Consider the following 14,473-nt stretch of genomic DNA (forward strand, 5'->3'; position numbering starts at 1 on the left):
ACTTGCGAGGTGGGTTTGAGAATACCACTTTCTCTGTCGGCTGGTAGGGGTAAGCAAGTAAAAACTCCCGCTGTAACCGCTTAGCACTGGTTTTTAGTGCTTCAGATCTCTATAATCTCGCGCAACCATTTTCCCCCTCGAACACTTTTTAAGCCGTATAAACACAGGCTGGGACAATTCACATGAGCGAAAAATACATCGTCACCTGGGACATGTTGCAGATTCATGCACGTAAACTGGCTGCACGCCTGATGCCATCCGAACAGTGGAAAGGCATCATCGCTGTCAGCCGCGGCGGCCTGGTACCAGGGGCACTGCTGGCACGTGAGCTGGGTATTCGTCATGTCGATACCGTGTGCATCTCCAGCTATGACCATGACAACCAGCGTGAGCTGAAAGTGCTGAAACGCGCTGAAGGCGATGGTGAAGGTTTCATCGTGATTGACGATCTGGTTGATACCGGCGGTACGGCAGTGGCTATCCGCGAAATGTATCCAAAAGCGCATTTCGTCACTATCTTCGCGAAACCGGCCGGTAAGCCGCTGGTTGACGATTATGTCATTGATATCCCACAGGATACCTGGATCGAACAGCCATGGGATATGGGCGTCGTATTCGTCCCACCTATTTCTGGTCGCTAATCCAGATTTTTTAACGCCCGGTGATGCCGGGCGTTATTGTTTTCGCCACTGGCGCGTTACAATGACCCTCTCTGACGTATTTATAGAGGCAGCGCGCAATGTCCCAGGCGAATCTCAGCGAAATTCTCTTCAAGCCCAAATTCAAGCACCCCGAAACGTCGACGCTGGTTCGTCGTTTTAACAGCGGTGTACAGCCGTCAGTGCAGTCGGCGCTGGATGGCAAAAATGTCCCGCACTGGTATCGCATGGTTAACCGCCTGATGTGGATCTGGCGCGGTGTCGATCCCCGCGAAATTCTCGACGTGCAGGCGCGTATCGTCATGAGCCAGGCCGAGCGCACCGACAGCGAACTGTACGACACGGTGGTGGGCTATCGCGGCGGCAACTGGATCTACGAATGGGCAAAACAGGCGATGATCTGGCAGCAAAAGGCGAGCCAGGAGGAGGATCCTCTGTTAAGCGGCCAGCACTGGCTGCACGCCTCTAATCTCTACAGCATTGCGGCTTACCCGCACCTGAAAGGCGATGAACTGGCAGAGCAGGCCCAGGCGCTGGCAAACCGCGCCTATCAGGAGGCGGCCCAGCACCTGCCAGGCCGGATGCGCGAAATCAGCTTTACCATCCCCGGTGGCCCGGCGGTCACCGGCTTCCTGCATATGCCAGCGGGCGACGGTCCCTTCCCGACGGTGATGATGTGCGGCGGCCTCGACTCCCTGCAGACCGATTACTACAGCCTGTATGAGCGCTACTTTGCACCAAAAGGGCTGGCGATGTTGACCCTCGACATGCCTTCTATTGGCTTCTCGTCAAAATGGAAACTGACCCAGGATTCCAGCTTACTCCACCAGCATGCCCTGAAAGCGCTGGAGCAAAACCCGTGGGTGGATCACACCCGCGTAGCGGCGTTTGGTTTCCGCTTTGGCGCCAATGTCGCTGTCCGTCTCGCCTATCTCGAATCTTCACGGCTGAAGGCGGTGGCCTGTCTGGGGCCGGTGGTTCACGCCCTGTTAAGTGAACCAGCCCGGCAGGGCAGCGTGCCGGAAATGTACCTTGATGTGCTGGCCAGCCGGCTGGGTATGCACGATGCCTCGGACGAGGCACTGCGCGTAGAGCTCAACCGCTACTCTTTGAAAATGCAGGGGCTGCTGGGACGCCGTTGCCCTACGCCAATGCTCTCTGGCTTCTGGAAAAACGATCCCTTCAGCCCGGAAGAGGAGTCCCGCTTAATCACCTCGTCATCTGTGGATGGCAAGCTGCTGGAGGTGCCGTTCAGCCCGGTGTATGAGAATTTTGACAAAGCACTGCAGCAGATCACGCGCTGGATCCATCAGAGATTGAGTTAAGAGATTGCTAATTTTTTTGGGTTTGGTAAAACAGTGGCTTCACAAAAGGAGATCGCAATGACGTTACCGAGTGGACATCCGAAAAGTAGGATGATCAAGAAGTTTATGGCTCTTGGCCCCTACATCCGCGAAGAGCAGTGCGAAGAGAATCGCTTCTTTTTCGATTGCCTGGCTGTTTGCGTTAACGTAAAGCCAGCGCCGGAGAAGCGCGAATTCTGGGGATGGTGGATGGAAATGGAAGCAGAAGAGTCACGCTTCACCTACAACTATCAGTTTGGCCTGTTCAATAAAGAGGGTCACTGGCAGGCGATGGCCATTAAGGATCCGGAAGTGATCCAGCGCCTTGAGCACACCTTGCGTGAATTCCACGAAAAAGCCCGTACGCTGCTGGCAACGTTCGAACTGAAACTTGAGCCTGCTGATGATTTCACCAATGAACCGGTGAAGCTGACGGCATAAGCCCGGCGTAAAAAAGACAATAAAAAAACCCGGCGCTTAGCCGGGTTTTTTATCGGAATAAATCAGAACTGGTAGGTCATACCCAGTGCGACGATATCATCGCTGCTCACGCCCAGTTTATTATCGTCATCAATCTGGTTGATTTTATAATCAACAAACGCGGACATATTTTTGTTGAAATAATAGGTCGCGCCGACGTCGATATATTTCACGATATCTTCATCACCGATGCCTTCAATATCCTTGCCTTTTGACTGGACATAACCCAGGGATGGACGCAGACCAAAGTCAAACTGATATTGCGCAACGGCTTCGAAGTTTTGCGCTTTATTGGCAAAGCCACCGGAGATTGGCGTCATATTACGCGTTTCGGTGTACATGGTTGCCAGATAAATATTGTTCGCGTCATATTTCAGACCGGTACCCCAGGCTTCGGCTTTTTTACCTTCGCCGCGCGCCAGCAGATTCTGGGCATTGGTACGGTCAGAGTTGGTGTAGGCGCCGCTGATGGCGAAATCACTGCCGCCGAAATCATAGGTCAGAGCGGTACCGAAACCGTCGCCGTTCTGTTTTTTGGCTTCGCGGCCTTCGTTTTTACCCTGATATTGCAGGGTCAGATCCAGGCCATCAATGGCGCCGAAGAAGTCGGTATTACGGTAAGTTGCCAGGCCGCTGGAGCGCTTGGTCATGAAGTTGTCGGTCTGCGCAGAAGAGTCGCCGCCGAATTCCGGGAACATATCGGTCCAGGCTTCAACGTCATACAGCGCACCGAGGTTACGACCGTAATCGAATGAGCCGAAATCCTTCAGCTTAATACCGGCAAAGGCCAGACGGGTTTTCTGAGAAGAGTCGCTTTCGGCTTTGTTGCCGGAGAACTCAGCTTCCCAGCGACCATAACCCGTGAGCTGATCGTTAATCTGAGTTTCGCCCTTAAAGCCGAAACGCACATAAGTCTGGTCACCATCTTTGGCATCATCATCACTGATATAACGCATCGCTTTCACTTTTCCGTACACGTCCAGTTTATTGCCGTTTTTATTAAACACTTCGGCTGCCTGTACAGATGAAGTTGCTACAACGCCCATTACCACTAATGCCAGAGTACTCTTTTTCATTTTCAATCCTGGTTTCTTATAAACGCGCTAATATTCGCTGAACAGTAAGCTCATGCTTTTGTTCCGTGAAAAAACAGGAAGGGTTTTAACGTGATGAAATGAACGTTTTATGACAAATACAGAATAAGTTTAAAAAAGGGTATTTTTTTATTTCAGTAATAAAACCGTCAAATTCTGCCGCTACGCTTCCTGATCCTGCGCAACAAAGTGGTTACCTCTGCGTTATGGCGGTTGGCAACGGGCCCCAGTCCTGATAAAAAGTCTGATTGATATCATTTCCCTTATTGTTGAATGGCAGAGAATCATGAGTGACAGCCAGACGCTGGTGGTAAAACTCGGTACCAGTGTGTTAACAGGCGGATCGCGCCGCCTTAATCGCGCCCACATTGTCGAACTGGTGCGCCAGTGCGCACAGTTGCACGCCGCAGGGCACCGTATTGTGATTGTCACCTCCGGGGCGATTGCCGCCGGGCGTGAGCACCTGGGTTACCCCGAACTCCCGGCCACTATTGCCTCCAAGCAGTTGCTGGCGGCGGTAGGACAAAGCCGTCTGATTCAGCTCTGGGAACAGCTGTTCTCCATCTATGGCATTCACGTCGGGCAGATGCTGTTGACCCGCGCCGATATGGAAGACCGGGAGCGTTTCCTGAACGCCCGCGACACCCTGCGCGCGCTGCTGGATAACAACATCGTGCCGGTCATTAACGAAAACGATGCGGTCGCCACCGCAGAAATCAAAGTCGGCGATAACGATAACCTTTCGGCGCTGGCCGCCATTCTGGCAGGCGCAGACAAGCTGCTGCTGCTGACCGACCAGCAGGGGCTCTTCACCGCCGATCCGCGTACCAACCCGCAGGCGGAACTTATCACCGATGTAAAAGGTATCGACGATGCGCTGCGCGCCATCGCGGGCGACAGCGTCTCTGGCCTCGGCACCGGCGGCATGGGGACCAAACTGCAGGCCGCCGATGTGGCCTGCCGCGCGGGCATCGACACCATCATCGCCGCGGGCAGCCGTCCGGGCGTGATTGGCGATGTGATGGAAGGCATTTCGGTGGGCACCCGTTTCCATGCTGAAGCCACGCCGCTGGAAAACCGCAAACGCTGGATCTTCGGCGCGCCACCCGCCGGGCAGCTTACCGTGGATGAGGGCGCCACCGCCGCTATTCTGGAAAGAGGCAGCTCATTGCTTCCAAAAGGAATTAAAAGCGTGACAGGTAACTTCTCCCGTGGTGAAGTGATTCGTATCTGCAATCTGGAAGGGCGCGACATTGCCCACGGCGTTTGCCGCTACAACAGCGACGCGCTGCGCCGTATTGCAGGCCACCATTCACAGCAGATCGATGCCATTCTCGGCTATGAGTACGGCCCGGTTGCTGTCCATCGCGACGATATGATCACCCGTTAAGGAGCAGGACATGCTGGAACAAATGGGCGCCGCCGCCAAAGCCGCCTCGTACAAACTGGCGCTCCTTTCCAGCCGCGAGAAAAACCGCGTGCTGGAAAAAATCGCAGAGTATCTGGAAGCCCAGTCCCACGAGATTTTGCTCGCCAATGAACAGGATCTTTTAGACGCCCGCCGTAACGGCCTGAGCGAGGCGATGCTCGATCGCCTGGCATTAAACCCCGCGCGTCTGAAAAGCATTGCTGACGATGTGCGTCAGGTATGCAGTCTGGCCGATCCGGTAGGGCAGGTGATTGACGGCGGACTGCTGGACAGCGGCCTGCGCATCGAACGTCGCCGCGTGCCGCTGGGGGTGATCGGTGTGATCTACGAAGCCCGCCCGAACGTCACCGTAGATGTCGCCTCGCTGTGCCTAAAAACCGGCAATGCCGCCATCCTGCGCGGCGGGAAAGAGACCTGGCGCACCAACGCCGCCACGGTAAAAGTGATCCAGCAGGCGCTGGAAGAGTGCGGCCTGCCAGCCGGTGCGGTACAGGCGATTGAAAGCCCGGATCGTGCCCTGGTCAACGAGATGCTGCGCATGGACAAATACATCGACATGCTGATCCCCCGCGGTGGCGCAGGTTTGCATAAGCTGTGCCGCGAGCAGTCGACGATCCCGGTGATCACCGGTGGTATCGGCGTGTGCCATATTTTTGTGGATGACACAGCCGAGTTCGATCCGGCCCTGAAGATCATCGTGAACGCCAAAACCCAGCGCCCAAGTACCTGTAACACGGTGGAGACGCTGCTGGTACACCAGGGCATCGCTGATACCTTCCTGCCGGCACTGAGCAAGCAGATGGCGGAAAGCGGCGTGACTCTGCATGCCGATGCCAACGCGCTGATGCAGCTGCAGAACGGCCCGGCGAAGGTTGAACCGGTGAAAGCGGAGCAGTACGACGACGAGTTTCTGTCGCTGGATCTGAACGTGAAGGTGGTGGCCGATCTCGACGATGCTATCGCGCACATCCGTGAACACGGCACCCAGCATTCAGATGCGATCCTTACCCGCACCCTGAGCAATGCCGGTCGCTTTATCAACGAGGTCGATTCGTCTGCGGTTTACGTCAACGCCTCCACCCGCTTCACCGACGGCGGTCAGTTTGGCCTCGGCGCCGAAGTGGCAGTCAGCACCCAGAAGCTGCATGCCCGCGGCCCGATGGGTCTTGAAGCGCTCACCACCTACAAGTGGATTGGCTTCGGCGACGATACCGTTCGCGCCTGATTGCCCTCGCGGGCAGCCTCAGCTGCTGCCCGCGCTACTCCTGGTGTTATGACCTGCCCGTTCCTGTGCCGCCGAGTCCAGCGCGGCGATTTGCTGTTGTAGCGCTGTCAGACTGAGCGGCCTGCTGATTAAATAGCCCTGCGTTTCATCGCACTCCATCATCATCAGTTTTTGCAGTTGTCCTTCGGTCTCCACTCCTTCCGCCGTAATACTCAGCGAGAACGCTTTACCCAGACCGATAATATTTTCGACGATGGTATTGGCGCTGTCGCTCTCTGGCATGCCGTCGATAAACGATTTATCCAGCTTGATGCCATCGAACGGGAAATTGCGCAGGTAGCTCAGGGAGGAGTAGCCGGTGCCGAAATCGTCCATCAGCAGCTTCACGCCCAGTTTCTTCAGTGCCAGCATGATTTCAAGGCTGTTTTCCGGATTCCACAGGGTGGCGTTTTCGGTGATTTCAATCTCCAGCCGGGAAGGATCTAACTGCGACATCTGGAGCGCGTCTTTGATGCGCTCCACGACCTGCCAGGACTGGAACTCGACGGCAGAGATATTCACCGACACGGAGAGGCCGTGCAGTGACTGCTGTGCGTCCCGACAGGCGGTTTTCAGCACCCAGTCGCTCAGCGGAATGATCAGCCCGGTCTCTTCGGCCAGGGAGATAAACTGATCCGGCATGATCAGGCCAAGCTCAGGGTGATCCCAGCGGACCAGCGCCTCCACGGCAATGATGCGCGAGGAGTCGTGACCATAGCGCGGCTGATAGACCAGACGGAACTGCTCTTTTTTAATCCCTTCGCGCAGACTCTCTTCCATCTCGCGACGCTGTACCATCTGTTCGGCCATTTCGGGCGTATAAAACATCCACTTGCTACGCCCGGTGCTTTTCGCTTTGTACAATGCGATGTCTGAGAAGCGCAGAAGCTCGCTCGCGTCGACAGCATCGTGCGGTGCGATAGCCACGCCAATACTGGCGCCGATGACAATCTCATGCCCGTTGATCAGGAAGGGTCGCGTAATCTCGGCAATGATACGTTCGCACAGGGTATCAATGTACTTCCTGTCACGAATGTCGGAGATAATGAGGATAAACTCGTCTCCGCCCTGGCGCGCCACCAGATCGTAATCGCGGATACAGGCCCGTAGCCTGGTCGAGACTTCATGCAGTACGCTATCGCCGGCACTGTGACCAAACAGATCGTTGACCGGTTTGAACTTATCGAGATCGAGGCTGAGCATCGCCAGCGGATGCATCTGCGTAGGCTGCGCCCGCAGCTTGCCCTCCAGGAACTCGCGCATCCGCACCCGGTTGGGCAGTCCGGTGAGATCGTCGTGCCGGGAGAGGTACTCCACGCGCGCCTGGGCCTCCACTTCGAGAGTGACATCCGTGGCGGTGCCGCGGTAGCCGGTGATCCCTTCCGGCGCGATAACCGGTTTAATGGCAATATGGCAGTAGCGCTGGTGGCCCATCGCCGAAAGATAACGGCAGTGCAGCAGGCGGCGATGGCCCGTCTGGCCGGGAAGGGTGATCCAATCCGCCAGCGACTGGTTTTCGGCCTCCATCAGCTCGCTGAGCGGGCGGCCAATCCAGGCCGATATGCTGTGCCCGGTGATCCCCGGAAAACGTTCCGAAAGCCAGGTAAAGCGCAGCTCGGTGTCCGTCTCCCAGATCCAGTCCGTGGTCGCCTCGGCAACATCACGAAAACGCCGTTCGCTGGCAGTGAGCGCCAGACGGTTCTGCGCCAGCAGATAGGTGTTTTCATCATACATGCGCGCCTTTTTGAGCGCGTTACGTCCCAGCATCACGCCGGGAATCGCGGTGCAGAGCGCCAGCAGGATCTGCAGCGGCAGAATATAGCGCAGCAGTTCCCGCCCCGGATTTTCGCTTTTCCATTCAAATGTAACCTGCTGACCATCAACAGGAAGGGTGGCTACCCCGCGTCGTCCTTCCAGCTTTGGGGCGCCCGTATGCTGCACGCGAGTCTGGGCGATACCGTACTCTTCACCCAGCGCGGCGAGCTTGTGCTCATCCAGCACGTCCACAAACACCAGCACCGAGGCCGGACCAGGGGCAGCAGAGATGCTTGAGTCGTCACCCGTAGTGATGTTTGCCGCCGCCACCAGCGCCGGATAGCCTCCTTTCATCACCACCGTACTGGACACGGGCATAGCGTCCGGCTTGTTTATTTTCTGCATCAGCTCGGGCAGGGGATCGTCTCCCAGCCAGGCTTGCAGAGAGCGGGTCCCCAGCTTGCCGTTGATGACGCTGTAGCGGGTCTGCCCACTGCTATCCAGTACGAACACCCCTTCGTACTCAAAATCGCGCCAGAGGGTCGCGCCCATATTCTGACGGGTGTACGCCCAGTCGGTATCCACCTTCGGGTGCAGATGCTGGTAGGCTTCGCCCCACCAGGCGTAATCTTTGATGTGGGTCGTGAGGGTATCGACGCGGTTATGGATGGCCTTTTGCAGCAGCATGGCGCTGTGCTTATCGCTGTCTTCATTGATATTTCGCACGATCGTCAGCAACGCGATGATGGCGATAATAAACAGCATTGCCAGCAGGGAAAACATCAGCAGCAGGGCGCGCTTGATAAAGCTGGCGGTTCTTCTCGGCTCAAGGGCCGTGCCGCCTATGTCATCGGTGACAAAAAATTTATTCATTATGTACCCACTCTCTCAGGCATTTCTGTGTTCCGATTAGAATTAGTATCGACCTGTTCTGGCGGGGCTTGATGTCAAAATGTAAAACTCAAGATAGCCGATTCTGAAGGGAAACGGGGAAAGATGGCATTTCCGATGGGGGCAAATAGCCGCAAAATGTGAAGAAAGGCGAAAATGGCCCTTTAAATTGAATGGTTTTTGCGCGGGTTGGTGTAAAAATCAACGACTAAAAGAGGAGGGGTTGACGAGGTGGGCTCTTTTTCTTACCCTTTTACACCGCAGTACCTCTCCTGAAAGCCGATATAGCTCAGTTGGTAGAGCAGCGCATTCGTAATGCGAAGGTCGTAGGTTCGACTCCTATTATCGGCACCATCTAAATCAACGCGTTAACTCTAAAATTCACCCTTCAGGGATGTGAGTTCCAGGTATCATCAACAGAACATACTCGTTCCATAAGCGATGCGAACATTTTTAGCCTGGACCGCTTACATAGGCCTGAGAAGTGTCCGGGCGGCACCAGTAGCCTGGATACCGCCCAGCGAAACATAGAATGTTGCCAATCTAACCTGCGTTTTATTCGTCCAGGCTTAGCTTATTTTGATGTCATCCAGATTAATATCTTCCTCTTCATCATCGTGGTTTATAACCACGTCGCGAGGAACATCCTTTTTGATGACGGCATAGACAGTTGCCGTAACGAATATATTTACCAGTAACGCCATAATACCCGCCATGGGGTGTGACATGGTTGGAATCATCAACACGCCGCCGAAAGGTACGGTTGCGTCAGCACCATATACCATGGTAACTGCACCACCACAGGCGCCACCGATTGCAGCAGCGGTAATGCCGCGAATGATATCATTCATCACGATCGGTATAGAACCTTCGACGATGTTCACCACCCCCATAGGCACCGCAGATTTCAACATCTCGATCTCTTCGTTGTTATAGATGTTCTTGCGAAGAAGTTTGGCGATAAAAAATGCCAGTCCCAGGCCGATAGGGGTTGCGGTATTAACTAACTGAAGTGCAGTAATGGGCTCATTTATACCCTGCGCCTGGAGCGTTAAGACGAATGCGAAGCAGGTTTTATTGATCGGCCCGCCAAAATCAACAATACACAATGCGCCAATCACAGCACCTAAGACTAAATTAGAGGAGGTACCCATACTTCTCAGGAAAGAGGTGAGAGCATCGGTAAAAATACCGATAGGCGTACCGATGATATAGACCATGATCAGGGCGCTGATAATAGAGGCAAAAAACGGCACAATCAGTGTAGGCATTAAGCCACGAGCCCAGCCAGGAACCTTCACATTTTTAATGATGGCAAGCGCAATATACCCGGAAATGTAGCCGCCGATCATGCCGCCGATGAAACCTGCACCAATAGCATTAGCCGCCAGGCCCACAATAAAACCCGGGGCAATACCGGGTTTGCCAGCGATCGAGCCGGAAATCCCGATAGCGATAACGACGGGCAAAAGTCCGAGGGCCTTTGCGCCCATTGTTGCTAAGGCCTGCCACAGATCAAACTGGCCCGGCACTAAAGCGTCCTGAACCGTACCCCCCAGGCCCATGCCGATGGCAATAATAAATCCAGCACCACAGACAATGGGAATTAAGAACGAGATAGCAGTAAGCAGATGGCCTTTAGGGTTGGCTGCTTTCCATATTTCTTTTATATTCATAAATTACGCCCTTTAATTTATAGGATACGCACAGGTAAAAGTTATGAATTCACTAATTCACTGAGCTTTTCAATAAGCTTATTAGGAGATTTAACCGCCATTTCTGTTGGAACTTTAACTACTCTCTTTCCGGCGAAACGTTCTTCTCCAGATACCTTAACATCGGCGGCAAGCAGGACAATATCGGCCTGTGCAATTTCATCAGCGGTTAAGGCGTTCTCGATACCAATAGTGCCTTGTGTTTCAATTTTGACATTGTGACCTGCCTTTTTTGCTGCTGTTTCAATTTTCTTTTGCGCAATGTATGTATGTGCAATGCCTACAGTACAGGCTGTAATTCCAACGATATTCATGGGTGCTCTCCATAATTTACTTTGAGATGTTCAAACTTATCAGATAATAAAAGAGGTAATAATTTCCGGAATTAAACGGTCTGGTCTTCAGCTTCTGAGTTTAATAGTTCAATGATTCTTTGAGGATGAGTTTCTACCAGCAACTTAGCGATAATATCCTCGTCGGCTAATGAGCCTGAGACATGTGATAATAAACGGATGTGAGTTGTATTCTGATCTGCCAGACGAACGGCAAATAAAATAATACAGCGGACATCGCTACCATCCATCGTTTCCCAGGGAATGTCGTGTTGGGTACGTCCAATGGCCAATGCCGTATGGGCGACACCCGAGGATTTACCGTGCGGGATTGCAATATGATTTTCGAATCCCGTTGATCCCTGCTCCTCGCGCAACCAGACATCCCGAATAAATTCATCTTTATTAATGACCGCGCCATCCTGCACCAATAAGTCCGTTAACTCTTCAATGGCTTCTTCCTTACTTTTCGCACTCATGTTTAACTTGATATTTTTTACGTTAAGAACTTCCGAAATATCCATAATTCACCTTCGATAATAAACAAGCACTGAAATAAGAGGGGATAAAAAATGCTTCTTGCATTGGCAACTACGCGCTAAGAAGGTTACAGCGCCCTCAACCGTACTAATCAAGAGCGTGGATAAAGAGACAGACCGGTTAAATAGACCTTTACCCTGCGCGATGGCTTAATACGGCTGAGCGCACTGCAATTTTCAGGCAGCGACTTCGCGCTGGTAAATATCGACCATTTTATCCCAGGCATCGCTGACATTATCCGCCAGGGAGAACAGGCCAGAGGTCCCTACAATAAAGACGTCAACTCCGGACTGAGCGATCACATTAAAGGTTTTCTCATTGCAGGAGCCGTCAATCTCGGTCAGATAGTGGTAACCATGCGCTTCACGCATCGCAATCAATTGTCTGATTTTGTTGAGTGATTCCGGAATAAACTTCTGCCCGGCGTAGCCTGGGTCAACCGACATGACGGTCACTTTATCCAGCAGATGCGCGTACTCTTTAATGGCATCAGCCGGGGTAGCAGGGTTCAATACCACGCCACAGCGACGGCCCGCATCTTTAATCTGGTTCAGCAGACGGAATATTTTGTTATTCGCCGTCTCCGGGTGGAAACTGATAATATCGGCCCCTGCATCAATGCACATCGGAATAATATCTTCCGGGTGGTTCACCATGAGGTGCACATCAATTGGCACATCGGTGATTTTCTTCAGGTTTTCGATAAAGAACGGTGACAGCGTAATATTTTTCACATAGCTGCCGTCCATAATATCAACGTGATAAAAATCAGCGCGTCCGTTCATTGCCGTAATTTGTTCTCTGAATTGCGTTAAATCCATACACATTAACGAGGGCGAAAATTTAGCCGCCATACTTACCTCCAAAAGAATCAATTAGTTAAACAGTGATACGACATGCCCAAGAATGATGCCCACCACCCCGAAGTCCGCATCGCCAAAGGTGGTGGATGCAAAGCCAAGGTCGCCCATCAGAGGCAGTAAAATTGCAGGCAAAAACGAAATCAGCAGACCGTGAGCAAATGCACCCACCACCGCGCCGCGGCGACCTCCGCAGATGTTGCCGTAAACGCCCGCCGTCGCCCCGCAGAAGAAGTGCGGCACCAGGCCTGGAACGATGACGCTTAAACCAAAGAGCGGGCACAGGAACATACTCACCAGACCGGCGGCAAAGCTTGACAGGAATCCGACGATCACCGCGTTTGGAGCGAATGGAAAGACGGTAGGGCAGTCGAGTGCCGGTTTGGCGTCTTTCACCAGTTTGTCGGCGATGCCTTTAAAGGCCGGAACAATTTCGGCAATAATCATGCGTACGCCCGCCAGGATGATCCACACGCCTGCCGCGAAGGTCAGCGACTGGATAATGGCGAAGATGATAAAGTTCTGACCGCCGCTGATACTGGTTTCGACAAATTCTTTGCCTGCTACCAGCACCAGAATCACGAACAGGATCATCATCGTCAGTGAGATGGCGACCGAGGAGTCACGCAGGAAGTTCAGTGACTTCGGTACCTTCAGCTCTTCAATCGACGGGCTGCCTTTACCGATCGCTTTTCCCACCAGCGCCGACAGCAGATAGCCGGTTGAACCAAAGTGGCCCAGTGCCAGGTCATCAGTACCAGTTATTTTGCGTGTGAACGGCTGCAGAATGGCCGGAGAGACCACCATCATGATGCCGAGGATCACCGCTCCCACCAGCACCACCCACAAGGGTGACAGACCGCCGACTGAGAGGATAACGGCCAGCATCGCCGACATATAGAGCGTGTGGTGCCCCGTCAGGAAGATGTACTTCAGCGGCGTAATACGGGCCAGGACAATGTTAAACAACATCCCCAGGACCATAATCATTGCCGTTGCGGTACCGTAGTTTTTCTGGGCCAGCGCCGCCATAGCATCCGTATTAGGCACTACCCCCTGAATATGGAATGAGTGCTCAAACAGCTGGCTAAAGGTCGTTAATGTCGTGGCGATAATCGCCGCCCCGGATGTTAATATCACAAAACCCATAATGGTTTTGAGGGTTCCGGAAATAACATCGGAAAACGCTTTTTTCTGCAATAATAAGCCGATCAGGGAAAACAGACCGACCAGTATTGCTGGTGTGCCCAACACATCATGAATAATAAACTGCAGCATAGAATAACTCCGTAAGGCCGCAAATAATTAATCAGAGATTTTCGGAAAGAATTTCTTTGATTTTATTGTTATCCAGCAGGTTAGATAAGCCAAAGACCTGGGCAGAATGGCTGGAGAGATGTTCGGCAATATCCCTGGCGCTAAGAACAATATCGGCAGTTTCACTTTTTGCCGAAGTCAGATCGGTATGAGAAACTTCTGCTTCTTTATTCAGCTCTTTAATTATTTTTTTTACGTTCATTTCGACGATAAAACTGCTGCCTAAACCGTTACCGCAAACAATCAGAACCTTTTTCATCTTCACCTCTTTATCCGTTGATAACAGTTTGAATTGTTTCCATTGTTGATGCTTTCAGCAGTGCTGAGAGTCGTTCATCATCGCTAAAAATCTCCGCCAGGGCGGTAATCATATTGATGTGCTCGTCTCCTGAAAGCGCGCACAACATCATCACAACGTAAATAGGGTCATTCTCTTCGGCGTTAAAAGAAACCCCTTGTTTAATATGTAAAAGCGACAGCCCGTTTTTAATTGCCCCTTGCTCCGGGCGAGCATGTGGCATCGCCAGGCCGGGAGCTAATACATAATAAGGACCCAGCTCCTGATGGCTGTTAAAAATGGCTTCAATATACTCTTCAGTAATCGTCTCTTTCGCTAATAAGGGCTGAGCCGATAACCTAATGGCCTGTTTCCAGTCGCTGACTGAATCCACAATCTGGATATTTTCTGCAGGTAGCCAGGTCGTAATCATAAATACCCCGATAGCGTTGAAAGTGAACTTACTATAGTGGAATGACTTCGCGGCTTACCGTGATCTGTATCGCAAAGTTAGCGC

The 14,473-nt window shown here is 52.8% G+C and carries 14 protein-coding genes and 1 tRNA gene; 6 read left to right on the forward strand and 9 right to left on the reverse strand.

Annotation, left to right across the window (positions count from 1 at the left end):
- Positions 1-182: 182 nt before the first annotated feature.
- The 3 genes from gpt (at position 183) to crl (ending at position 2,443) form a co-directional block, all read left to right on the forward strand.
- On the forward strand, positions 183-641 hold the full coding sequence (gene gpt / locus C3406_RS00150) for a xanthine phosphoribosyltransferase (protein ID WP_032616685.1): 459 nt from the start codon (positions 183-185) through the stop codon (positions 639-641).
- A gap of 98 nt (positions 642-739) precedes the next feature.
- A complete protein-coding gene (frsA, locus tag C3406_RS00155; RefSeq protein WP_103823953.1) occupies positions 740-1,984 on the forward strand; it encodes an esterase FrsA in 1,245 nt (414 codons plus the stop codon).
- Positions 1,985-2,041: 57 nt separating this feature from the next.
- On the forward strand, positions 2,042-2,443 hold the full coding sequence (gene crl, locus C3406_RS00160) for a sigma factor-binding protein Crl (RefSeq protein WP_103823954.1): 402 nt from the start codon (positions 2,042-2,044) through the stop codon (positions 2,441-2,443).
- Between the two features lie 62 nt (positions 2,444-2,505).
- On the opposite strand, the gene phoE is transcribed toward crl, so the two are convergent.
- Positions 2,506-3,558, reverse strand: a complete 1,053-nt coding sequence (gene phoE, locus C3406_RS00165) for a phosphoporin PhoE (protein WP_103823955.1) — start codon at positions 3,556-3,558, stop codon at positions 2,506-2,508.
- A gap of 304 nt (positions 3,559-3,862) precedes the next feature.
- Here phoE and proB point away from each other — a divergent pair, with 304 nt between their 5' ends.
- Positions 3,863-4,966, forward strand: a complete 1,104-nt coding sequence (gene proB / locus C3406_RS00170) for a glutamate 5-kinase (protein WP_103823956.1) — start codon at positions 3,863-3,865, stop codon at positions 4,964-4,966.
- A gap of 10 nt (positions 4,967-4,976) precedes the next feature.
- Complete coding sequence (gene proA, locus C3406_RS00175) at positions 4,977-6,230, forward strand: glutamate-5-semialdehyde dehydrogenase (protein WP_103823957.1); 1,254 nt, start codon at positions 4,977-4,979, stop codon at positions 6,228-6,230.
- A gap of 18 nt (positions 6,231-6,248) precedes the next feature.
- On the opposite strand, the gene C3406_RS00180 is transcribed toward proA, so the two are convergent.
- On the reverse strand, positions 6,249-8,897 hold the full coding sequence (locus C3406_RS00180; RefSeq protein ID WP_476629920.1) for a bifunctional diguanylate cyclase/phosphodiesterase: 2,649 nt from the start codon (positions 8,895-8,897) through the stop codon (positions 6,249-6,251).
- 296 nt (positions 8,898-9,193) lie between these two features.
- On the opposite strand from C3406_RS00180, the gene C3406_RS00185 reads away from it, so the two are divergent.
- Positions 9,194-9,269 (forward strand) — tRNA-Thr (locus C3406_RS00185).
- Positions 9,270-9,484: 215 nt separating this feature from the next.
- Here C3406_RS00185 and C3406_RS00190 read toward each other — a convergent pair.
- The 7 genes from C3406_RS00190 to C3406_RS00220 all read right to left on the reverse strand — a co-directional run bounded on the left by C3406_RS00190 (position 9,485) and on the right by C3406_RS00220 (position 14,389).
- On the reverse strand, positions 9,485-10,591 hold the full coding sequence (locus tag C3406_RS00190) for a PTS fructose transporter subunit IIC (protein WP_103823958.1): 1,107 nt from the start codon (positions 10,589-10,591) through the stop codon (positions 9,485-9,487).
- A gap of 41 nt (positions 10,592-10,632) precedes the next feature.
- Entirely contained in the window at positions 10,633-10,944 is a 312-nt protein-coding gene (locus C3406_RS00195) for a PTS fructose transporter subunit IIB (RefSeq protein WP_103823959.1), read from the reverse strand.
- 71 nt (positions 10,945-11,015) lie between these two features.
- Positions 11,016-11,486: a PTS sugar transporter subunit IIA gene (locus tag C3406_RS00200; protein ID WP_103823960.1), complete on the reverse strand. Its 471-nt coding sequence runs from the start codon at positions 11,484-11,486 to the stop codon at positions 11,016-11,018.
- Between the two features lie 192 nt (positions 11,487-11,678).
- A complete protein-coding gene (alsE, locus tag C3406_RS00205; RefSeq protein WP_103823961.1) occupies positions 11,679-12,356 on the reverse strand; it encodes a D-allulose 6-phosphate 3-epimerase in 678 nt (225 codons plus the stop codon).
- A gap of 21 nt (positions 12,357-12,377) precedes the next feature.
- Complete coding sequence (locus C3406_RS00210) at positions 12,378-13,640, reverse strand: PTS ascorbate transporter subunit IIC (RefSeq protein ID WP_103178395.1); 1,263 nt, start codon at positions 13,638-13,640, stop codon at positions 12,378-12,380.
- Between the two features lie 31 nt (positions 13,641-13,671).
- On the reverse strand, positions 13,672-13,938 hold the full coding sequence (locus tag C3406_RS00215) for a PTS sugar transporter subunit IIB (protein WP_103823962.1): 267 nt from the start codon (positions 13,936-13,938) through the stop codon (positions 13,672-13,674).
- Positions 13,939-13,948: 10 nt separating this feature from the next.
- A complete protein-coding gene (locus tag C3406_RS00220; RefSeq protein WP_103823963.1) occupies positions 13,949-14,389 on the reverse strand; it encodes a PTS sugar transporter subunit IIA in 441 nt (146 codons plus the stop codon).
- Between the last annotated feature and the right edge of the window lie 84 nt (positions 14,390-14,473).

This window comes from Leclercia sp. LSNIH8, from assembly GCF_002920195.1.
Lineage (GTDB): Bacteria > Pseudomonadota > Gammaproteobacteria > Enterobacterales > Enterobacteriaceae > Enterobacter.

Bases quoted from the DNA above. Each gene is read 5' to 3' on its own strand.
- gpt (WP_032616685.1), top strand. From the start codon at position 183: ATGAGCGAAAAATACATCGTCACCTGGGACATGTTGCAGATTCATGCA.
- frsA (WP_103823953.1), top strand. From the start codon at position 740: ATGTCCCAGGCGAATCTCAGCGAAATTCTCTTCAAGCCCAAATTCAAG.
- crl (WP_103823954.1), top strand. From the start codon at position 2,042: ATGACGTTACCGAGTGGACATCCGAAAAGTAGGATGATCAAGAAGTTT.
- phoE (WP_103823955.1), bottom strand. From the start codon at position 3,558: ATGAAAAAGAGTACTCTGGCATTAGTGGTAATGGGCGTTGTAGCAACT.
- proB (WP_103823956.1), top strand. From the start codon at position 3,863: ATGAGTGACAGCCAGACGCTGGTGGTAAAACTCGGTACCAGTGTGTTA.
- proA (WP_103823957.1), top strand. From the start codon at position 4,977: ATGCTGGAACAAATGGGCGCCGCCGCCAAAGCCGCCTCGTACAAACTG.
- C3406_RS00180 (WP_476629920.1), bottom strand. From the start codon at position 8,897: ATGAATAAATTTTTTGTCACCGATGACATAGGCGGCACGGCCCTTGAG.
- C3406_RS00190 (WP_103823958.1), bottom strand. From the start codon at position 10,591: ATGAATATAAAAGAAATATGGAAAGCAGCCAACCCTAAAGGCCATCTG.
- C3406_RS00195 (WP_103823959.1), bottom strand. From the start codon at position 10,944: ATGAATATCGTTGGAATTACAGCCTGTACTGTAGGCATTGCACATACA.
- C3406_RS00200 (WP_103823960.1), bottom strand. From the start codon at position 11,486: ATGGATATTTCGGAAGTTCTTAACGTAAAAAATATCAAGTTAAACATG.
- alsE (WP_103823961.1), bottom strand. From the start codon at position 12,356: ATGGCGGCTAAATTTTCGCCCTCGTTAATGTGTATGGATTTAACGCAA.
- C3406_RS00210 (WP_103178395.1), bottom strand. From the start codon at position 13,640: ATGCTGCAGTTTATTATTCATGATGTGTTGGGCACACCAGCAATACTG.
- C3406_RS00215 (WP_103823962.1), bottom strand. From the start codon at position 13,938: ATGAAAAAGGTTCTGATTGTTTGCGGTAACGGTTTAGGCAGCAGTTTT.
- C3406_RS00220 (WP_103823963.1), bottom strand. From the start codon at position 14,389: ATGATTACGACCTGGCTACCTGCAGAAAATATCCAGATTGTGGATTCA.